This is a genomic window from Paraburkholderia sp. EB58 (assembly GCF_050436665.1).
In the GTDB taxonomy this organism is placed as follows: domain Bacteria; phylum Pseudomonadota; class Gammaproteobacteria; order Burkholderiales; family Burkholderiaceae; genus Paraburkholderia.
The window spans coordinates 78,950-100,174 of the sequence record NZ_JBNDMQ010000001.1; the positions used below are offsets into that span (position 1 = coordinate 78,950).

16 protein-coding genes and 1 pseudogene are annotated in these 21,225 nt (G+C 59.8%); 3 read left to right on the top strand and 14 right to left on the bottom strand.

Features of this window, described 5'->3' with window-relative positions; all coding sequences use genetic code 11:
* The first annotated feature begins 32 nt into the window (after positions 1-32).
* On the top strand, positions 33-1,244 hold the full coding sequence (locus tag P3T40_RS00380; protein WP_429265702.1) for an MFS transporter: 1,212 nt from the start codon (positions 33-35) through the stop codon (positions 1,242-1,244).
* A gap of 37 nt (positions 1,245-1,281) precedes the next feature.
* Here the strand turns inward: P3T40_RS00380 and P3T40_RS00385 are convergent, their stop codons facing one another.
* From P3T40_RS00385 to P3T40_RS00415, 7 genes are all read right to left on the bottom strand, one after another.
* A complete protein-coding gene (locus tag P3T40_RS00385) occupies positions 1,282-2,592 on the bottom strand; it encodes an Nramp family divalent metal transporter (protein ID WP_429265703.1) in 1,311 nt (436 codons plus the stop codon).
* 61 nt (positions 2,593-2,653) lie between these two features.
* On the bottom strand, positions 2,654-3,850 hold the full coding sequence (locus tag P3T40_RS00390) for a DesA family fatty acid desaturase (protein ID WP_429266110.1): 1,197 nt from the start codon (positions 3,848-3,850) through the stop codon (positions 2,654-2,656).
* Between the two features lie 286 nt (positions 3,851-4,136).
* On the bottom strand, positions 4,137-4,259 hold the full coding sequence (locus tag P3T40_RS00395) for an H-NS family nucleoid-associated regulatory protein (RefSeq protein ID WP_429266111.1): 123 nt from the start codon (positions 4,257-4,259) through the stop codon (positions 4,137-4,139).
* Between the two features lie 161 nt (positions 4,260-4,420).
* On the bottom strand, positions 4,421-5,872 hold the full coding sequence (locus tag P3T40_RS00400) for a catalase (RefSeq protein ID WP_429265704.1): 1,452 nt from the start codon (positions 5,870-5,872) through the stop codon (positions 4,421-4,423).
* Positions 5,873-6,142: 270 nt separating this feature from the next.
* A complete protein-coding gene (locus P3T40_RS00405) occupies positions 6,143-6,781 on the bottom strand; it encodes a c-type cytochrome (protein WP_429265705.1) in 639 nt (212 codons plus the stop codon).
* A gap of 116 nt (positions 6,782-6,897) precedes the next feature.
* Positions 6,898-7,224: a hypothetical protein gene (locus tag P3T40_RS00410; protein WP_429265706.1), complete on the bottom strand. Its 327-nt coding sequence runs from the start codon at positions 7,222-7,224 to the stop codon at positions 6,898-6,900.
* Positions 7,225-7,532: 308 nt separating this feature from the next.
* Complete coding sequence (locus P3T40_RS00415) at positions 7,533-8,819, bottom strand: sigma-54 interaction domain-containing protein (protein WP_429265707.1); 1,287 nt, start codon at positions 8,817-8,819, stop codon at positions 7,533-7,535.
* Between the two features lie 379 nt (positions 8,820-9,198).
* On the opposite strand from P3T40_RS00415, the gene P3T40_RS00420 reads away from it, so the two are divergent.
* Both P3T40_RS00420 and P3T40_RS00425 read left to right on the top strand, forming a co-directional pair.
* Positions 9,199-10,083: an MBL fold metallo-hydrolase gene (locus P3T40_RS00420; RefSeq protein WP_429265708.1), complete on the top strand. Its 885-nt coding sequence runs from the start codon at positions 9,199-9,201 to the stop codon at positions 10,081-10,083.
* 62 nt (positions 10,084-10,145) lie between these two features.
* Positions 10,146-11,375, top strand: a pseudogene (locus P3T40_RS00425) (NAD(P)/FAD-dependent oxidoreductase); the annotation flags it as partial.
* Between the two features lie 70 nt (positions 11,376-11,445).
* On the opposite strand, the gene P3T40_RS00430 reads toward P3T40_RS00425, so the two are convergent.
* The 7 genes from P3T40_RS00430 to P3T40_RS00460 all read right to left on the bottom strand — a co-directional run bounded on the left by P3T40_RS00430 (position 11,446) and on the right by P3T40_RS00460 (position 21,028).
* On the bottom strand, positions 11,446-11,892 hold the full coding sequence (locus P3T40_RS00430) for a hypothetical protein (protein WP_429265709.1): 447 nt from the start codon (positions 11,890-11,892) through the stop codon (positions 11,446-11,448).
* 176 nt (positions 11,893-12,068) lie between these two features.
* The gene (locus P3T40_RS00435) at positions 12,069-13,163 is read right to left on the bottom strand and encodes a GlxA family transcriptional regulator (protein ID WP_429265710.1); all 1,095 of its coding nucleotides are present in this window, start codon (positions 13,161-13,163) and stop codon (positions 12,069-12,071) included.
* A 179-nt stretch (positions 13,164-13,342) separates the two neighbouring features.
* On the bottom strand, positions 13,343-13,552 hold the full coding sequence (locus P3T40_RS00440; RefSeq protein ID WP_429265711.1) for a hypothetical protein: 210 nt from the start codon (positions 13,550-13,552) through the stop codon (positions 13,343-13,345).
* A 107-nt stretch (positions 13,553-13,659) separates the two neighbouring features.
* Positions 13,660-14,049, bottom strand: coding sequence for a DUF3331 domain-containing protein (locus tag P3T40_RS00445; protein ID WP_429265712.1), 390 nt, complete (start codon positions 14,047-14,049; stop codon positions 13,660-13,662).
* Positions 14,050-14,278: 229 nt separating this feature from the next.
* Positions 14,279-14,407, bottom strand: a complete 129-nt coding sequence (locus tag P3T40_RS00450) for a hypothetical protein (RefSeq protein ID WP_429265713.1) — start codon at positions 14,405-14,407, stop codon at positions 14,279-14,281.
* A 266-nt stretch (positions 14,408-14,673) separates the two neighbouring features.
* Entirely contained in the window at positions 14,674-15,354 is a 681-nt protein-coding gene (locus P3T40_RS00455; protein ID WP_429266112.1) for a response regulator transcription factor, read from the bottom strand.
* Positions 15,355-15,403: 49 nt separating this feature from the next.
* On the bottom strand, positions 15,404-21,028 hold the full coding sequence (locus P3T40_RS00460) for a trifunctional serine/threonine-protein kinase/ATP-binding protein/sensor histidine kinase (protein WP_429265714.1): 5,625 nt from the start codon (positions 21,026-21,028) through the stop codon (positions 15,404-15,406).
* Positions 21,029-21,225: the final 197 nt, after the last annotated feature.

A 21,225-nucleotide genomic window follows, 5' to 3' on the forward strand; every position in this document is an offset into this window, starting at 1 on the left:
ATGAGGCTGCACAGGTGGCCTGAGGACAAGCAATGAGTGACGCTGGTAATAAAACGCTAACGGGCGGTTGGGTCTTGTTTGCACTCGCCCTCGGCGCATTTGCCATCGGAACCACCGAGTTCGCGACGATGAGCCTGTTGCCGATGTTCGCGCGCGACCTTGGAATCGACGCGCCTACGGCGGGTCATGTGATCAGCGCATACGCGCTGGGCGTCGTCGTAGGCGCGCCGGTCGTTGCGGTCGTGGCGGCGCGGGTTGCCCGGCGCACGTTATTGACCATCCTGATGGGCATGTTTGCGCTCGCAAATGGAATGAGCGGCCTGGCGCCTACATACCATTGGATGCTGGTCTTCCGCTTTCTCAGCGGGCTTCCTCACGGCGCCTATTTCGGAGCCGCGGCGCTGATGGCAACTTCCGTCGTTCCTGAGAATCGACGAACGGCAGCGGTAGGACGCGTTTTTCTTGGCTTGACGTGCGCGACCATCCTGGGGGTCCCGGTTGCCGACTGGTTAGGGCAGGCTGTTGGATGGCGCTGGAGTTTTGGCCTCGTGGCGTTGTTCGGCGTACTCACGATGGCAATCGTACGGCTATTGGCACCGGCGCAACCAGCCCATGCGAAATCCAGCCCGCTGCGTGAGATCGAAGCACTTGGACGCGCACAGGTGTGGCTGACGCTCGGCATCGGTGCGATCGGATTCGGTGGCATGTTTGCGGTCTATACGTATCTGGCCAATGTTCTCGGCGCGGTGACCGGCGTTTCCGCGCAATCGGCTCCGGTCGTTCTAAGCGTCCTTGGCTTGGGCTTTACGATCGGCAACATCGTCGTGCCGATGCTCGCTGATCGGGCTCTGATGCGCACTACTGGCGCGGTGCTGGTTTGGACCGCGGCTTCTCTGGCACTGTTCCCCTTGATGGCCGCCCATGTCTGGACCATTACCCTTGATGTTTTCCTGATCGGTATCGGCGGCTCACTGGGAGCGCTTCTCCAGACTCGGTTGATGGACGTGGCGGGTGATGCCCAGGGCCTGGCAGCAGCGCTCAACCATTCGGCGTTCAATACTGCCAACGCACTCGGGCCATTTCTCGGTGGCCTCGCCATCGCAGCGGGATACGGATGGACGGCGCCAGGATGGGTGGGGAGTCTTCTCGCAATCGGCGGCCTGGTGCTGTGGCTCGTTTCCGCGGCGCTTGAACGTAGCCGAAATCGCGAAGTTGTCGCGATCCGCGAAAATATTCCGGGTTGAATGGCCCCGCAATCGGGTTTCCGATTGACATCGCCGGTCAGGCACCAGGCAACCCGGGGATTTTTACGCCAAAGGTTTGCAGAATCAGAATCACGTTGAGCACAAGAATGATCGCGGTCCCGAGAATCGCCGCGGCATTCACCAGGCGGTTGTTTGCAAACACCCCCATGATGTCGCGCCGGCGGGTAAAGATCACCAGCGCAATCATCGGCACCGGAAGAGCGAAGCTCAACACGACCTGGCTGTAGACCAGCGCATTCGTGGCATTTACGCCTAACGCGATCACCACAAATGCCGGCGCCATTGTCACGATGCGACGCAGCCACACCGGAATACGAAAGCCGACAAAGCCCTGCATGATCATTTGTCCCGCCATCGTTCCCACAACCGAGCTGGAAACGCCGGATGCAAGCAGCGAAACGAGGAAAACAGCAGCAGCACTGACGCCGAGCAAAGGCGTCAGCGTATGGTAAGCGGTTTCGATTTCGGCAATGTCGGAGTGCCCCTTGTGAAAGGCAGCGGACGCCATCACAACCATCGCCATATTCACGAGACCTGCGAGCGTGAGGGCAATGATCACCTCACGATTGGAGAATCGCAGCAGCTTACGCCGCCCCTCCTCGGTCCGGACAGGCGCGCGATTCTGCGTGAGGCCGGAGTGCAGATAAATGGCATGTGGCATGACCGTGGCGCCGAGAATCCCCGCCGCGACCGTCAAAGCCTGGCTTGAGCGTAGCGTCGGCACGAAGGTTCCGCGAGCCGCCGCAGTCCACGCCACATGAGCCATAAAGAGCTCGACGACGTAGCACAGTGCAATTGCCGCAACGAGCCCTCCGATGATCAACTCGATGGGACGAAACCCCTGTTTTTCCGCCAGTAATATTGCGTAGGTGACCACTCCCGTTACCACCATGCCATCGATCAACGGCAGATGGAACAGGAGCGACAAGCCTATCGCCCCGCCCAGGAATTCCGCGAGATCCGTTGCCATGGCGGCAATTTCGCTGATGCCCCACATCGCATAGACCACTGGAATGGGGAAATACTCACGACAGGTCTCGGCGAGATTCCGGCTGGTGACGATTCCGAGTTTGGCCGAAAGCGCCTGGAACAGCATGGCAATGACGTTGGCAACCAGCACAACCCAGAGGAGAGAATAGCCGTACTGCGCACCTGCCTGAAGGTTCGTGGCAAAGTTGCCGGGGTCCATGTAGGCAATCGATGCCACGACGGCTGGGCCGGCAAATAACAATTTGCTGAGACCACCAACCCTTCGGCCAGCCAGCACTTCATGGATGGCAACTGCCGTCCGATCCGACAGCCTTAACGGGACTTCTCCACTAGGCACGACCCAGTCCTCCTCCGAACGCTAACAAAATGAGCCAATAGGGTTGCTAACCGAATCGCCCTCAGGCGTAGCAGCGCAAGCGCCCGGCGAAATCGTGCAGTGCCTGAATTCCACTCTGCTCCGCGCGATGACACCAATCTTGCATCTGCGCAACGAGTTGCTCACGCGAAGCATTCGATCTCTCCCACATAGCCGATAAATCCTTTCGCAACTCCATGCAGGTACGGAGTTTCTGACTTTCGCCAAGCAGTTCGGGCAAGCGCTCGCGCTGTTTTTCATCGAGGACAGCCTCCTCGCGATGAAACCACGTGCGCGCCGTCCTGAGCATTCGATATCGTTCCTTCGATCCGGACGCTTTCAGTCTCGATAGCTCCTGACGGTAGGTCTGCTGCATCGCATAGCCATACCGGGCCATCACTTCGTAACGATTGGCAAGCACCGCCTGCAAAGTATCAATGTCGAGAACCGATTTCCGGTCCGCAAGTCGAGGAACAGGAGCCACCTTCTTGATGGTCGCAAGTCGAAGCCCGGCTAAAAGGCGGATGTACATCCATCCCATGTCGACTTCGTACCATTTGTTTGAGAGCTTCGCCGAGGTAGCGTAGGTATGGTGATTGTTATGAAGCTCCTCACCTCCAATCAGAATCCCTAGCGGGAAAATGTTCGTACTTGCGTCGGTCGAGTTAAAGTTCCGGTAACCGGCCCAGTGAGCAAGGCCGTTGATGACACCCCCGGCCCAAAACGGAATCCACAACATCTGCACGGCCCAAACGCTCATGCCAACGATTCCGAAAAGCGCTACATCAATCACCATCATGAGGCTGACGCCGAGGATAGGAAAACGCGTGTACACGTTCCGCTCGATCCAGTCGTCAGGAGCCCCATGGCTGAATCGCCGAATGGTCTCTTCGTTCCTCGACTCTGCACGATATAGTTCGGCACCTTCAAGCAGTACCTTCAGGATCCCATGCGTCTGAGGACTGTGAGGGTCCTCTTCGGTCTCGCACTTCGCGTGATGCTTGCGATGAATAGCGATCCATTGGCCGGTCAACATGCCGGTGGTTGTCCATAGCCAAAAGCGGAAAAAATGGCTGGCGACCGGGTGCAATTCGAGGGAGCGGTGAGCTTGATGTCTGTGTAGATAAATCGTCACGCTTATGATCGTGATATGAGTTACTACAAGTGTAAAGACGACCATTTTCAACCACGAAAACGCAAGCAATCCATGCGAGGCAAAGGTAAGCAGGGAATTAAACAAGGGAACGACCTCTATAACGATATCAGGAGCAGCCACCGGGGCTCGCTCTGCAACCACGAAGCCGACTACGCTTCGCATTTCTCAAGGCTCATTCTAGTTGCAATTGATAATCGATCTCAACAAACTGGACATGTTATTTTCCAACCGGACGAATGAACAATATCTATCAACGGTCGTACGCTTACGGCCCGGTTTTGTCGAATAAATCTATTAGCTCAATTTGGAAATTTATTTATTTCTTAAGACAATATAGCGTTTTATTATTTTTCCAGGCGCTCAGGGTCGCCTAGCGCTCGCCGCTCTTGATGAGAAAGGGCGTACGGTCCTCGCCTTGAATCCAGCGGGGGCTACGTCCTCTCCCATTCCACGTCTTCCCCGTCCGGGGATCACGGTACTTGGGCGACAACATTCCTGCATTGCCGGCACTTCTACCTGTAAGCTTGCTCACGAACCCTCCCGGGTATGCAGTCTGCGGAGTACAGTTGGGAACCAGCGTGAGATGCACAGCGGTGCACCCCACGGCTGGATTGCCAGCGTGTCGCCCTCCACTCTCCTGGAAAGGCGGAACGGCTATGCCGACGCTTGTTCCAGCGCGGCGATTGCCTTCGCCACGCCCGCGCCGTACGCCGGGTCCGCCATCGTGCAGTGTTCGATATGCAATTGCTGGACCGGCTTCGATACGCCGTTCAGCGCTCGCGCGGTGTTATCGAACAGGGTCTGCTGCTGCTCTGCCGTCATCTGGCGGAACAATGCGCCTGGCTGCGAGTAATAGTCGTCGTCGACACGATGGTTCCAGTGATCCGCCGAGCCTTCAATCGACAGCGGTGGTTCGCGAAAGTCAGGTTGCTCCTGCCACTCGCCCCGCGTATTCGGTTCATATGGCGTAGCGCCCCCTGCATTGGCATTGACCCGCATCAGACCGTCCCGATGGTAGCTATGCACGTACTTCGCACCGCGCGGCGCATTCACCGGAATCTGATGGTAGTTGACGCTCAAGCGGTAGCGTTGCGCATCCCCATACGAGAACAGCCGGCCCTGGAGCATCTTGTCGGGCGAGAAGCTGATGCCAGGCACCACGTTGGCAGGAGCAAAAGCGGCCTGCTCCACGTCGCTAAAGAAGTTGTCCGCATTGCGGTTCAACTCCACCACACCCACTTCGATGAGCGGATAGTCACGCTTCGGCCACACCTTGGTCAGGTCGAACGGATTGATCGGATAGCTACCCGCTTCCTTCTCCGGCATGATCTGCACGTACATCGTCCAGCGTGGAAACTCCTGACGCTCGATCGCTTCGTACAGGTCGCGATGATGCGTTTCGCGATCATGGCCGACAAGTGCCACTGCCTCCGCGTCCGTCAGGTTTTCGATTCCCTGTTGCGAGCGGAAATGGAACTTCACCCAGAAGCGTTCGTGCGCGGCATTAATGAAACTGAAGGTGTGGCTGCCAAATCCGTGCATATGACGGAACGTTTTCGGAATGCCGCGATCGCTCATGACAATCGTAACTTGATGCAGCGCTTCCGGCAGTTGCGTCCAGAAGTCCCAGTTGCTCTCCGCGCTGCGCAAGCCGGTGCGCGGATCGCGTTTGATTGCATGGTTCAGGTCGGGAAATTTGAGCGGATCGCGCAGGAAAAACACCGGCGTATTGTTGCCGACCATGTCCCAGTTACCTTCTTCAGTGTAAAACTTCAACGCGAAGCCGCGGATGTCCCGTTCGGCGTCCGCCGCGCCGCGTTCACCGGCAACGGTGGAAAAGCGCGCGAACATCTCGGTCTTCTTGCCGACCTCGGAAAAAATCGCGGCGCGCGTGTATTTTGTAATGTCTTGCGTGACGGTGAAGGTGCCGAATGCGCCGGAGCCTTTCGCGTGCATGCGACGTTCAGGAATCACTTCACGGTCGAAGTGGGCCAGTTTCTCCAGAAACCACACGTCTTCAAGCAATGCAGGACCACGTGGACCGGCGGTACGAATGTTCTGGTTATCGACAACGGGCGCGCCAAAAACGGTAGTCAGCTTTTTCATGAAAATCCCTCTATCTGTGCGTGATGTAGACATCCGTCCACTTGCTTGTTCGTAAGACACACACTACGGAGTGCGATACATTTGATCAGCGTGTGACCGGCGGTGTGTCCATGAGAATCAGTATTGGGCAACCACCCGGTTTCCCACAACTGGTACAACGCGCTGAATTCTGCCAAACGCGCAGGATATTCTGCCGTTCCGTTCGGCGTCCCAAGCGCCAGAAGCAATGGGCTGCCGGGATCGTTTCGGAGGGTCCGTCTGCGTCGCCTATCAAGGTCTGGTTACCGAAAGGTAAGCCGCGGCCTCTTCAATCTGCGTGTCGTTCAGCATCGCCGCAACCGCCGTCATCGATCCTGGCGGCGGCGTTTTCCCCTTCGCGCGCGATTGAAATTCGTGCAACCGGGCGACGACAAACGCCGCCGGCTCGCCGGCGATGGTTGGAAAGCGCGCGCCGTTGCCTTTGCCACCCGCCGCGTGACAGCTGAAGCAGGCCGGGACGCCGGGTCCAGCACCCGTCTCAGCGAGTTGCTTTCCGGCGACCACCAGGCTCTGCGACGGTGAAGCGACTCCCGCGGCAAGCGGTGGATTCTGCTGTGAAAAGAACATCGCCAGATTGTCTATATCGCTATCGGAGAGGTCGCGAGCGACCGTCTGCATGACGCCGCTCGCGCGCGTGCCTGCCTTGAACATTGCGAGTGCATGCGCAAGATAGTCGGGATTCATCCCCGCAAGCCGCGGGCCGCCGCTTACCGTTCCTGCGCCCATTGCACCGTGACATGCGACACACGTCGCGATGGACGGTGGATGCGCATCGACGCCAGTATCTTGAACCTTCTCTGTGGATTGCGCGTGACAGATACCCGCGACACCAAAGAGAACCGCAACAGAAATCAAACGTAAGCCGATCATAAATATCTTCCCGATTTTCCGCGAAAAACGGTGCACGAACGCCGCTCATGGCGTCAGCACACATGGACGTATTCCAGATTTCAGACAGGGTATTGATGAGACCACCGGCGGGTCACTCACATCTGTATTGCCGCCGCGATGATGATGGAGACGACGAGGACCCCCAATTCGATGATAGTGAAGCGGGGGTATCTAATGTTCATCATCAACCTCATGCCCCGGGACAGGAACTTCATCAGGTACATATTCTCCACCGTTACCGTCGCCGTGTGGTCCGTCGCATTGATGTACTCCACCTCATTGCGGTCTCCACTGGCTACTTGAAGAGTGCAAATCCGATGCATTCTGAGGTCATTTCGGCGAAACACTCCGCACAGCAGACGGCGGTAATATTCGGCCAAAGGTTCACGTGCTTCCGAACGTCTTCCTTCAACTTGCCGCATTCATCGCAGCGATCCAACACACGGACCTGCAGCGGCCGGTTGTGCCACTTTTCGAGCTTTGCCATGGCTGACACCCCAATGAAATCGCTAACTCCATGGGATCAAGATAAACGGACGACTCCCCGAAAACTATTGTACGAACGGCCACGGCAGTTCTACGTGGACATAGTGCGGTTATACGAATGGATACCTCGACGCACGCAGGAAGCCCGTGTTCGGGTCCTGCCGACGAGGTTGGGGAGTCCGTTACGGGAGGGTCATACGCAGGTGGGAGGCATCCATTCCCAAGCAGAAGCAGTGCCTGCCGACTAACTTAGACCAAGTTCTCTCAGCCGACGGTAGAGCTTCCGTTCGCTCCATCCGAGATGCGATGCGAGTGCTTTGCGCGTGCCGGGAAACGCTTTCACGAAGTTCACCAGTTCGTCGTCCGACACTAGGGACGATGCATGCGTCGGCGAGGACCGCTCGACCACAACTGAACGTTCCGTCGTGCCTTCCGCTATGTTTTCCGGCAAATGCTCGGGGCGAATCACACCGCCATCGGAAAGCAGACATGCGCGTTCGAGCACGTTGCGCAATTCACGAATATTGCCCGGCCATGTATAAGCTTCGAGTTTTGCAAGCGCCTCGCGGCTGGCCATCAGCTTGTGGCCCGGCGCGCGGCCGTCTGAGCCGCCTGCCTTGCCGATGCGCCGGAGAATCGAATCGACGAGAAGCGCAATGTCGCCACGCCGCTCGCGCAATGGCGGCAGCTGGATTGGAAACGCACTGATCCTGTAGTACAGGTCCTGCCGGAAACGTCCATCACCCGTCATTTCGAGCAAAGGCTTGTGCGTGGCCGCAACAAGACGGAAGTCGGAGTGCAAGGTCTCGGTGCCGCCTACACGGCGAAACATGCCTGTCTCGATGAGGCGCAGCAGCTTCACCTGCATCGAAAGCGGCACGTCACCGATTTCATCCAGAAACAGTGTGCCGCCCTGCGCGGTCTCGACAAGCCCAGGCTTTCTCGTCGTGGCACCAGTAAACGCGCCCTTCTCGTAGCCGAAGAACTCGCTCTCGAACAACGACTCCGCAACGCCGGAGCAATCGACGACGACAAACGGACTCTGGGCGCGCGGGCTTCCCTCGTGCAGAGCAGTTGCAAAGAGTTCCTTGCCCGTCCCGGATTCGCCTAGCAGCAGCACCGGCAACTTTGACGGTGCAACGCGCTGTAGCGCGGAGATCGCTTCATTGAAAGCGGCGGATCGGCCGACCAGCCCCTCTGCGCTCGGTTGGGCCGACGCACTGCGAACCGTCACCAGTCGCTCGACGTAAGCAATGACTGCACGCGAGGGACCGAATATCGGACGCAGTTCGACATCGACGTGCTCGGGGCCGCGCGGCGTGTGGTGAATGTGAAGCACGCGATCCGGGCCGCCCTTCTCCAGTGCGCGCTTCATCGGACAGTGCTCCCCGGCCTGGTCACAGGGAACATCGTAGTGATGCGAGATCTGATAGCACTTGTGACCGATATACGGTTCGCCGGCGACACCGAACTGGCGCTGGTACGCGGTATTGGCCGCAAGGATCTTGTATTGCGGGTCGAGCACGATCATGGGCTGAGGGTCGTGCTCAAGGTATGCAACGAGAGCGCCAACGTCTGGCACCGGTTCGTCAGCAGAGTCCGTCGGCAAAGAGTCCAACCCGACGTTGGGGAGGTGCGACTTCATACGCGACCACATCCGAAAGAGGCTTCCACTATAACGTGCCTCTGCCAACGCTGCCACGACACTGCCACGGCACTGCCATGGGACTGCCAATCTGGCGGTGTCAGTAGCGCCACCGCACGAGCCGCCCTCAGTCACCTCCCGCGAGGACAGGAAATATCTTTCGAATCAGGCGGTTGCAAGACGTCGGCGAGTGCAGAGGGAAATGGCATAGGGCTTGCATAAGAGGGCCCATCCCATCCATTTCATCTGCATCAAGGAGCCAACAATGAACACTGCAAGCCCAATGGTTATCGAGGGCTTTTTCGATCCGACGACGTCCACGATCAGCTATTTGCTGCTGGATCCCGACACGCGCGAGTGCGCGTTGATCGACAGCGTGCTGGACTTCGATTCGAAGTCCGGGCGCACCTGTACGGCCAGCGCAGACAAGCTTGTTGCGCGCGTTCGCGAACTGGGCGTGAACGTAAGCTGGCTGCTCGAGACGCACGTGCATGCCGATCACCTTTCGGCCGCGCCTTATCTGAAGGAAAGAGTCGGCGGCCAGATCGCAATCGGCGCTCAGGTGATCCGCGTACAGGAGGTTTTCGGCAAGCTCTTCAACGCCGGGCTCGATTTCAAACGCGACGGCAAGCAATTCGACCGGCTGCTCGCCGATGGTGACGAGTTCGAAATCGGCAGACTGAGGGGTCGCGCGATACATACGCCGGGCCACACGCCCGCATGCATGACCTATGTGGTGAGCGACAGCCGGGACACGGCGGCCTTTGTGGGCGACACGCTGTTCATGCCCGACTACGGTACCGCGCGCTGCGACTTCCCCGGCGGCGACGCCCAGGTGCTCTTTCGCTCGATCAGCAAAGTGCTGAGCCTGCCCCCCGAAACGAAGCTCTATATGTGTCACGACTACCAGCCCGGCGGGCGCGAATTGCAATTCATCAGCACGGTCGCCGAGCAGCGCGAGCGCAACATTCATGTTCGCGATGGCACCAGCGAATCGAGCTTCGTCGCCATGCGCACGGCGCGCGACGCCATGCTCGACATGCCTCAACTGATCCTGCCATCGGTGCAGGTCAACATGCGAGCCGGGCAGTTGCCCCAAGCCGAGGAAAACGGCATCTCGTACATCAAGATTCCGCTGAACGCCGTTTGAGCCGTTGCATCGGGACATCAGGATTAATGGAGAAACACATGGCATTCAGAGTACACACTGCGGCGGCGCGCCACGACATCGTCATCGTCGGCGCCGGTGCCGCAGGCATCGCCGCAGCGTCCAGTCTCCTCGCGCGCAACGAGCGACTCGACATCGCGGTAATCGACCCCGCTGACACGCATTACTACCAACCTGGCTGGACGATGGTAGGCGGGGGCATATTCAGACCGGAGACGACTGCGCGCGCGATGGCGGCCGTCCTGCCGCACAAGGTTCACTGGATCAAGGCAAGCGCCGCCACTTTCGACCCCGACAATCACGCTGTGGTTCTTGCGGACTGCCGTGTCATCCATTATCGGAAACTGATCGTGTGCCCAGGGCTCAAGCTCGATTGGGGGGCGATTGACGGTCTCGCGGAAACGCTCGGGCGCAATGGCGTGACGTCCAACTACCGCTACGATCTCGCACCATATACGTGGCAACTGGTACAGGAAATGAAGCGCGGACGGGCGATTTTCACGCAGCCGCCGATGCCGATCAAATGCGCTGGCGCGCCGCAAAAGGCCATGTACCTGTCTTCGGACTACTGGGAGCGCTCAGGCCTGCTGCAAGACATCCAGGTTCAGATGTTCAACCCGGGCGCCGTCCTGTTTGGCGTTGCCGACTATGTCCCGGCGTTGATGGAGTACGTCGAACGCTACGGCATTGGACTCAATTTCGGTTATAACCTCACCGCGATCGATGGTCCCGGCAAGGTAGCCACATTTCGCCGTGTGCTTCCGGATGGCACGGTCGAGTCGGTCACCCGTGACTTCGAGATGATCCACGTCGTCCCACCGCAAAAGGCGCCCGACTTCATCCGTGTGAGCCCCCTCGCTGATCAGGCTGGCTGGGTCGACGTCGATCAGAACACGTTACGCCACAAGAAGTTCGCCGACGTCTTCGCACTAGGCGACGTGATCAATGCGCCGAATGCAAAGACCGCAGCGGCTCTGCGCAAGCAGGCCCCTGTCGTCGCCCACAACGTGCTCGCGAGTCTCGGAATGGCACGCGGGCAAGCCTCTTACGATGGCTACGGCTCGTGCCCGCTCACGGTCGCACGCGGCAAGATCGTGCTCGCGGAGTTTCTGTATGGGGGCAAAGTTGCACCGTCATTTCCGGCCTGGCTGATCAACGGTAAGCGCCCGTCGCGGCTGGCGTGGCTACTGAAGGAGCGCGTGTTGCCTCCGCTCTATTGGCGCGCGATGCTCAAGGGCCGTGAGTGGTTGGCAAAACCGGAAATACTCGGCTGAGCGCCGCGTACCCCCCCGACCACGGCGCGTAGGAATGAGCCGCACACGACGTCACGGCTCGCTCCCCTTGTCAAAAACTCATGCTGACTTCACTGATAGCTGGCAAGGCATCTTGCGTTGCAATATCGAACTCGCGCGCAATCGAGTGCAGCCGATCGTTCCATTCCCATACGCCAAAGGCGTCATGTACGTTTTGCAGGCAACTCAGCAGTCGCACCGTGCGCGGGTCGTCAACGTCGATGCGTGCCCGGCGGAGTGCCTTTCTAAGCGCCACAACTCCAGCGTCCATCCCCGCGGGAATCTCATTGGCCAATTTGCCGATAAACCGCACCGGCACGCCTTCCATTGCGGTGGTGTAGTCGCGCGGTGCAATGAAGCTGCCAATCGGACACCCGCCGCACGAACCGCGATATGCCCCTCCTCCGCGCGGAAGTAACGCCGAGCGGCGTTGCGAATTCAGGTGCGCGACCGCGAGCTCGAAGATTTCCTGGTGCGACCGAAATATGACGTGTTTCATTTGAAGCTCCTGCCTGGCCGGGTATTCATTGGGGCGTCGATGAAGTTAAGTATTGGTTAGCGTCCGGCGTTGAACAACAGCCGCAGGCCGCTCAATCCTGCCAAGCAGGCAATGGAATCTGCCGCACTGCTCGCAGAGAAAATTCTCGATGGCGCGCCGATCATGGCGCGTTCACATCAGTATTCCTGGACATGTGGTTGAAAGAAGTGATTTTTTAAAGTTTCCAATCCATGGAAACCTGCAGGACGCGACTGGCGATACTGTTTAGGCGAGACCCCCATGGATCTTTGGAAGACGCATCGCATGCGATCGGCACTCCCAAAACCACACTCATACGCAATGGTTTTCAGCGGAATTACGGTGTCCTGCAGCATTACGCGGGCTGCGTCCAGGCGGGCCCCCACGACATATTCGGCAGGCGAAATTCTCGCGTCCCGTACGAATGCGCGGGCGAATGTACGAATGCTCATGTTCGCTACGCGCGCGAGAACCTTGACTGACAGGTCACCGGTAAGATTCGACAGTACGTATTGTTGGACTCGCGCAACCCATGGGCTGCCTTCCCCACATGGCGTAAAACGCGAACCCGATTGGGATTTCCCACCCACGCGTTGCATGAATGCGGAGAGCCGCTCGGCAACTTTCAACGCGACTTCACCGCCTTTGTCCAGTTTCAGCAGGTTAAGGGAGAGATCGACTGCTGCCGTTACGCCGGCCGATGTATAGAGGTTGCCGTCCTCAACAAAAGGCCGGTCGACTTCGACACGTGCGGTCGGGCACAATGCCGCCAGCTCGTCGGCATAGCTCCCGTGAGTCGTGACCATTCGTTGATCCAGCAAGCCGGCGCGCGCCAGAATGAAGGCGCCACTGCAGATCGAGCCGAAGCGTCGCGCCTGCCGGCTTGCGCGTTTAAGCCACGCGTAGAACTCGTCGGTGAATTCCCGACGATCCAGTCCGGGGCCGCCGGCCACAAGCACCAGGTCGTATGCTTCGTGCGTGTTACTGAAATGCCTGTCGGCGGAGATGATCATTCCGTTTGAACATCGTAGCGGCCCATGCTCCTGACCCACGACTTCCACCCGATAGTGCGAGTCCGCCAACAGGAAGCGGTTGGCTTCCGAGAAGACATCGAGCGGCCCGCAAACGTCCCGCGACTGGACACCGGGAAAAGCGACCAAGGCGACGGTTCTCATGTTTATGTTGCTGCTCACATCCCCTAACGACCGCAGGTGCGACAGCGTGGATGGTCTGGTAGCGGTGAGGGTGTTCATGGAAATCTTCCTTGGCGCGTGGACGCGAATGCCGTAACTGATGGTTTTATCGTAGAAGCGCCGCTTCTAGAATAAAAATATCTGTTTGGCATTCTTCCGATATCAATTTGATATAGATTTCATCCGATGAATTGCTTCATCGAGAGTGCCCGGGCCGACTGCGAAAGCGACACCGGGTGCTACTGCAGTTCGAGGGCGTCAAGCCGCACTTGCGCAACCTCGTCCGGGTGTTGCGAGTGGTACGCGTCAAACAGTTGTGAACATAGCTTGGCAAGTGAAGCAAGTCCCAAGGCCTGGTCTGCATGCTCGACCTCGCCCGCACCGAGTACGTCATCGAGGACGGGGGCGAGACGGCGCAGTCGCGAAAACGTGGCGGACTCTAATTTCATGCTGAACCTCCTGCGGTCAGATAGTGGAGCGCACCGCTACGGTGGCCAGCACTCTGGCAATGCTTCACTAACGAGTTCGAATCGATATACACCAACCCCAGAGCGTCTCAGGCGCTTCTGCGGTCCTTGACCAGTTCGCTGGCCAGAATCATCGCGTCGACGTTGAGTGGCCTCACCGGTCCGCGGACTCGGGGACGGTAGACCGGATCGCCGCGGCCGATGCGCTTGCCAGACAGAGCGCAATGCCCGGACGCGCGAGAGACAGACCGCGACCAAACCTGCTCCTGGTAGTTGCAAAGCGTCGGATCGTGCCAGCACAGGGAGAGGAGCGAATTGGACAACTCCTCCACGACCGTCACGGTATAGGTGCGCACGTTAGCGCCGTCCGTCTTGAGTGGACGAAACGCCCTGTCACCGCCATGCTGACGCCCGACCGGGTCCGGAGGATTTCGCATCGGGTCAGGCGGGGAAGAAAGCTGATGGATGGTTGCGAGCATCGACGCCCATGGGTCTTGTCCTCCAGGCGCTGAAGCGGGTCGGGCCGGTCGATCCGATGACGGGTGATCGGCTGCGGTCAGCACGGGATCAATTAACGCATGGTAAGCACTGCTATCTGGCAATGTGTCAGAAGTCGAAATGCGTTCAGCTGTCAACATCGTATTCCTCTCTTTAGCGAAGAGTGAGGCAGCAATCGAACCGAAGATTGAGGTATTGACTGACTTCCGGCTACTGGATGCATATCGTGGAGAGGTCGACGGTACGGCGATAGATGTTCCTGCCAAGCCACGGCACGAACGTGTACTCCGCATAAGCGTTACTGCCGATATATATCCAGTTGTGCAGAACGGCCGGCATGATGATTCCTTGAAGAAATTAAAAACGCGAACGGCTCTGGCGGGAAGCCCGGAGGGCGAGGTTGGCTCGGGGCGGGCAGCGAGCTTTGCGGCGTCGTAACGACGAGCGTTGCCTCGATGAGAGAAGAGTATGTTTTGCCGAAGGGCAAATCTATTGGACGCCGGGATAGGCTGATGCCGCGTTGGCGTAACTCACTTATACAGAGGTATAAGCGGGGCACGCGGACTTCATGGGCGGTGTCGACTGCGCAAAACTGGCGATGGCGTTCAGCGATGGGCGCCGCGGGACAGAGAGGGCTCGATACCCAGCGATTCGGCCTTGCGGACCAGATCCGGCATCGAGCGCGCGCTCATTTTACGCATGACCTGTCCACGGTGAACCTTAACCGTGATTTCCCTGACGTTCATCTCAGAGGCAATCTGTTTGTTCAGCAGACCGGAAAGCACAAAGCCCATCACCTCTTTCTCGCGCGGTGACAGGGACTGGTACGAAGCGCGCAGATCGGCTAACGCGGCTTCTGCCGCGAGCCGCTCGTTGTCGCGCGCCAGCGCCTGAGCCACTGCATCGAGCATGTCCTGGTCTTTGAACGGCTTGGCAAAGAAATCCTGCGCGCCCGTCTTCATTGCCTTCACGACCATCTCGATGTCTCCGTGACCGGTCATGAATACAACGGGAATACGCATGCCGCGATTCACTATTTCCTCGTGAAATGCCATGCCACTCTTCCCGCGAAGTCGCACGTCGAGGATGAGGCAGCTTGGCCCGGCGGCGGGAGGACAGCGGAGAAATTCGTCCGGGGATTCGAACGCTTCGACGCGCAAGCCTATGGAACGCATAAGCGCGCCAAGGGAAAGCCGGATTCCCGTGTCATCATCGACGATGTAGACGACAGAAGCTTCGGTTGCTGCGGGTTCAGCCGTCGTTCGGCGGGTCGTTCCAGTAGGCATCCGGGCACCTCGCGAAGCCGGAACGCAGCCGCGTTCTGCTGGCATGTAATTATTCTACGCCCCTGAACAAAGCAGGAACTACCCCTGCTTCGCCCCGCCCCACAGGCACGGTGAACTGAAAGACGGCACCTTGTGGTTCATTTGTGCAAGCCCACAACCGCCCCCCGTGCGTCTCGACGATTGACCGGCAGATCGACAGGCCCATGCCCAGGCCACTTTCCTTCGTCGTGTAGAACGGGTCGAAGACGCGCGTGATCTCCTCCGGAGGTAGCCCTGGGCCAGAATCCCGCACGGCGATAGACACGCCATTCGATGAATCCGCGGCCGTGCTGATCAGTACCTCGCGGGGACCCGTGCCCGTTGCGCCCATTGCTTCGATGGCATTGACGATCAGGTTGAGCATCACCTGCTGCAGTTGCACGCGATCTCCCAGGACGAGCGGCAAGGCATCCCCGAGTACTGTCAGCACCGAGACTTCGTTCTTCGCCGCTTCGCCCCGCGTCAGTTCGATCACCTCGAGAACCGCCTCGTTGATGTCCACCCTGTCCTTGCGTGGCGGCGCTTTCCTGACCAGATCGCGAATCCCGCTAATGATGCCGCCAGCGCGCGTTGCCTCATAGACGATGCCATCGAGCGCCTGCCTGACCTCATCAAGGTTCGCCGGTCTGGCGCCCAGCCAGCGCGAGGCGGCCGAAGCATAGGTTGATACCGCGGTGATCGGCTGCCTGATCTCATGGGCAATCGAGGCTGTGAGCTGCCCCATTGTCGCAGCCCGGTTCGAGTGCGCGAGCGCCATCTGCACTTCGCGGTAGCGCCGCTCGCTCTCGCGCGCTTCGGCTTCCGCCCGCTTGCGCCGGCTCAAATCGAGCACGAAGCCGACACCTTCACTCTCCCCTGCTTCGAACATCGCCACGCCGATCAGCACCGGCGCGCGGCTGCCGTCCTTCCTGAAGTACTCCTTCTCGAAGGGCTGTAATGTCCCTGTCGTCCTGAGCTCCGCGATTTGCTGGTTGTCGCGGTCGAGCCATTCGGGCGGGGTCAGGTCCGTCCAGCGCATCCGCCCCGACACGAGGTCCTCGCGGTCGTATCCCACGATCCGGAGAAACGCGTCATTGGCCTCGAGAATCCGGCCTTCGAGATGGAAAATAAAGATCCCCACAATGTTGGCGTCGACGAGACGCCGGATCCTCGCTTCGCGTTCGGCCAGTTCGCGGTACAGGCGAGCATTCTCCAGGGTGATCGCGGCCTGCGAGGCCAGCAGTTCAAGCACGGTCACGCGCTCAGGCGTGAACACGTGGGTGACCAGCCTGTTCTCCAGATAAAGTAAGCCGATCAACGTGGAACGGCGCATGAGCGGCAGGCACAACACGGACTTCGGCTGCCAGCGGCTCAGGTATTCGTCTGCTGAAAAGGGATTCGGTTGTGTCGCATCGTCCAGCAGCACCCGCTCCTGGCAGCGCTGGACGTAATTGACGATGGAGCCCGGCAACGCCGGTTCAACCGTGCCTGATCCCGGTGGTGCCGAAACGTGCGGCAGCGGCTCGTCCAGATGCTGCCGCACGTGAATCGTCTGCTGCTCCACGCGTGCTTCGGCCGCGAGAGCCAGGCGAGCGTTGCGGGCGAGCAGCAACTGGCCGGTTTGAGCGCCGGCATTTTCGAGCAGGATGTGCATCAGCGTGTCGATCAGGTCCTCCAGCACGATCTGCCCCGAGATGGCCTGCGAGGCCTTGGTGACCGACAGCAGATCGAGCTGGGCGCCATCGCCCGGCGACTTGGCGGCGCGTGAGCCCGAGACTTCGCGCAAGCGCGGCATGCGCGCGTCGAGTTGCCTGACCTTGCCGTGCGCGCCCCAGCGAGCAAAGCAGCTGCGCGCTTCGTCATGATGGGCGCGGCTGGCGGTCGTCCATCCGCGCGCTATACAGAATCCCGCGGCCAGCTCATGCGCAATGCCTTCGTTATGGACGAAGCCGTGCTGATGAGCCGCTTGAATCGCCTCTTCGTACAGACGCATGGCGTCGAGGTTACCTTCAATTCGGGCGATCTCGGCCAACACCAGGGCGTGCTTGTCGGCAAACGTCGGCGGATAGGTCTCGGCCCATTCGCGCAGTTGTTCGCGGTGCCTGGCGAGGAGGTAGCGCCACGCGGCCTGCTCGTCGGCAGACGCGTTCTCATAGAGCGCGGCTACCGTCAGCGCGGTGACGAAAAAGTAATCGATCCACGGAATCTGGCCGACGATGGTCCACAGCAGCGGTTCGGCCCGTTGGGAAGCGGCGAAGGCCACAGAGTAGTCGCCCGCCAGGAAACACGCCCGCAGTTTGAGGACCCAGTACTCGCAGACCAGCTCGCTCATCCGAGCGTCCGTCAGTTGCGCCTCGAACGCTGCCTCGTCGAACTGCGAGTCGCCGAACATGGACAATTTTTCGGTCCGGCCTTGCATGGTCGCGATGAAGCGTTGATTGCACGCAATGACGTCCGCAAATTCGAGGAATCCGGCCTTGCGCACGAAGTCCTGGGCGATCTCCGACTCGCGCCAGACCGTGTCGAGCGGATCGCCCCGCAGCAGAAGGCTCCTCGCGAAATGGAGCATGCTGTAGCAAGCGAATGTCGGAGCCCCCGTCTCGATTGCGATGCGAACGATTGCCCGATGGGAATCGTTCGCGCTCGAGATTGGCTGCGTCCAGACGGAAGCCAGTCCCATTGCGAAATACACCTTGGCCTGGTAGGCGACAAAGTGATGCTTCTCGACGAGATCGCAGCCGAACCTGGCGAAACGGTAACTGAGGCGGTAGCGGTGAAACACCGGTCCGAGGCTAAAGCCGAAAAGGGCGTACGCATACGAGGACGCGCCGCACGCGCCGTGCCGAAGGCTGATGTTCACCATGCGGCACAACAGCAGGCAAAAGAATTGGAGGTCGGTAAAGTGGGCGGAGTCGACCAGCGCCGATAGTAGACGCATCGCGGCCAGCCGTTCCGGATCGGTCATCAGCGGCAGGTCGATCAGGCTCTCGATCGGGCGTCCCGCCAGGTTGCGCCAGACCGTTTCGTATTCGGCCTCGACCTGTTCCTGCGATGGGTGGGCCGGAAGGTCGATGCCGAACAGGCGCAGGCACGTCAGCGCACTGTCGACGGCCCGCGCGCTTTCCGACTTGACGATATGCAACTGGACCTTCAGGTGGCAGATGGCCGCCTGATCGACTTTCGACACACTGCGCCGCAACAGCGCCTCGATCAGTTGCTCAGCCTGGTCGAAGCGTCCGCTCAGAAATTCACACTCCGCGCGTTCGAGCCGCAGGCTGAACATCAGGTCATAGTGGCTGGCCCAGTCGCTGTCGTCGAGCAAGCCCATGCCTGCCGCCAGATATACGCACGCCGACGCATACGCCGCCGAGGACTTGGCCCGGCGCCCGGCCCGCAGGTCGAGCGCCGCCACCTGCACTTTCTCATCACGCTCGATGAGCAGGGTGGCGCCCCGATTGAACTGATTCGCGACATCGAACACGTGCTCGGCGAGTTCGTCTGCCGGCAGGTTCGCCAGCAGCACGCGGCCGATGTGCAGGTGGACACGGGCACGCTCCGCGTCGGGAATCAGCGCATAAGCGGCCTGCTGGATCCGGTCATGCAGGAACTTGCCGGTGCCGTCGATGCGCACGATCAAACTAGCCCGCACCGCCGCCGCGAGCTGTTGCTCAACCTCGGCCTGGCTCAGGCGTTGCAGCGGTGAGGCCTCTGCCTCGTTGCCTGGGGCCTCCACATCGTGGCCCGCACGCGCGCTGACCAGCGCAAGCTGGCGCAGCTCGAATGTGTTGCCGAGGCATGCGGCCAGGCGCAGCGCTTGCTGCACTTCAACCGGCAGTTGACTCAACTTGCCAACCATCAGCTCGACGACATTGTCGGCAAAGTTCTTCGCCCTGATCTGATCGAGGTCCCAGTGCCAGGCACGGTCTTGCGCATCACGCCGTAGCAGTCCCTCCTGATGCAGCGCATCCAGGAACTGGATAAAGAAGAACGGGTTGCCCTCGGTGCGCTCGCAGACCAGCCGCGTAAGCGGCTCGCAAAGGGCGGCAGATCGCGCATGGAGCGTGTCGGCCACCAACTGGTTCAGATGCACGACCGACAGCGGCGCGAGCTGAAGGTCCATCACCCGCGTGCCACCGTGGCGGATCGTCTCGAGGGCGGTCATTAACGGATGCGCTGCCCTGACTTCGCTGTCGCGATACGCGCCAATCAGTAGCAGATAGCGTGTGTCCGCGTGCGTGATCAGGTCCTCGATAAGCGTCAGGCTGGCCGGATCGATCCACTGCAGATCGTCGAGGAAGAGGACCAGCGGGTGTGTCTCGCTCGTGAACACGCTGACGAACTGGCGGAACGCCATGCGAAACCGGTTTTGCGCCTCGTTCGGCGGCAGCACTGGAACGGGTGGTTGCGGTCCGACGATCAACTCGATCTGCGGTAATAGATCGACAATGAGCTGGCCGTTGCCGCCGATCGCAGCCTGGATCTGTTGCCGCCAGCCGGCGATGCGCACCTCACTTTCCGCCAGCAGTTGCCGCACCAGTTCGCGAAACGCCTGCGCGATGGTGGCATACGGAATATCGCGCTGGTACTGATCGAACTTGCCTGAAATGAGGTAACCGTGCCTCGCGACAATCGGCTTTCGCAAGGCGTCGACCAGCGCCGACTTGCCAATGCCCGAGTGCCCCGAAACGGTTGCCAGCGCCGCTTGGCCAGTTGCCGGCACGCGCTCGAAGACTCCGAGCAGCCGCTCGAGCTCCCCGTCGCGTCCATACAGTTTGTGCGGGACCAGGAAGCGCTCCGGGATATCCTCCGTGCCGAGCGGGAACGGCTCGATCCGGCCCGAGGCCTGCCATTGCGCGAGACACCGGTCGAGATCGGCGCGCAGTCCATACCCGCTTTGGTAGCGGTCTTCCGGTAGTTTGGCCAGCAACTTCATCACGATATCTGACACCGGTTGCGGCACCTCCGACACGATCGCATTGGGCGGCGGCGGCAGACGGGCGATATGGCAATGCGCCCATTCCAGCGGATCGTTCGCCTGGAACGGCAGTTGACCGGTTAGCATGCGATAGAGCAACACGCCCATCGAATAGCAATCGGTCCGGCAATCCACGGGACGATTCATGCGGCCAGTTTGCTCGGGCGACACGTAAGCCCACTCAGCCACCACAACGTCCTCTGCCGAGACGGCATTGTGTTCGTGAGTCGTCGCCAGACTGCAATCGACCAGCAGAACGTGGCCGGAATCTGGCATGACCAGAATATTGGACGGCCGGATATCGCGATGAATGACCTGAGCGCCAGCAAGACCGGCCAACATATTGGCCAGCTGGAGGCCGATCCGCAAGCAAACGCCCGGATCCAGTCGCGGCTCACTATCCAGAATGGTTTCCAGGGACACGCCCGCGAAGTCTTCCAGCACCAGCGCGAGGCCGTCGCGCTCATCGATCAGCGCGAGCGGTTTGGCAATGCCAGCGACATTCAACATTTGAAGGAGCCGGTATTCGCTCTTCATGCGAGCGGATTGGGCTGCGTCGGCGTGTTCAGGAAGGCGCTTCAGCAGCACCGGCGTCCCATCGGTCAAGCGGTGGGCACGGTAGAGGTCGGAGCCCGCTGTCACGCAGATCCGTTCAAGTGTCTGGTAGTTCGCGATGACCATACCCCTCCTCTGTCCCGCTGGCCGCCTGGCCTGACACCCGGATGTTGCATTTCCAACGTTGAATGAAGCCCAGGCATCGTACGAAAATCAGCAAAGTTGTCACTTTGTGATTGCCAACGATCGACGACTACCTAGTTTACTCGGTCACGAATAAGACGCCGGTCTTGCCGCAGTCACCGGTTGCCCAAGCCATATTC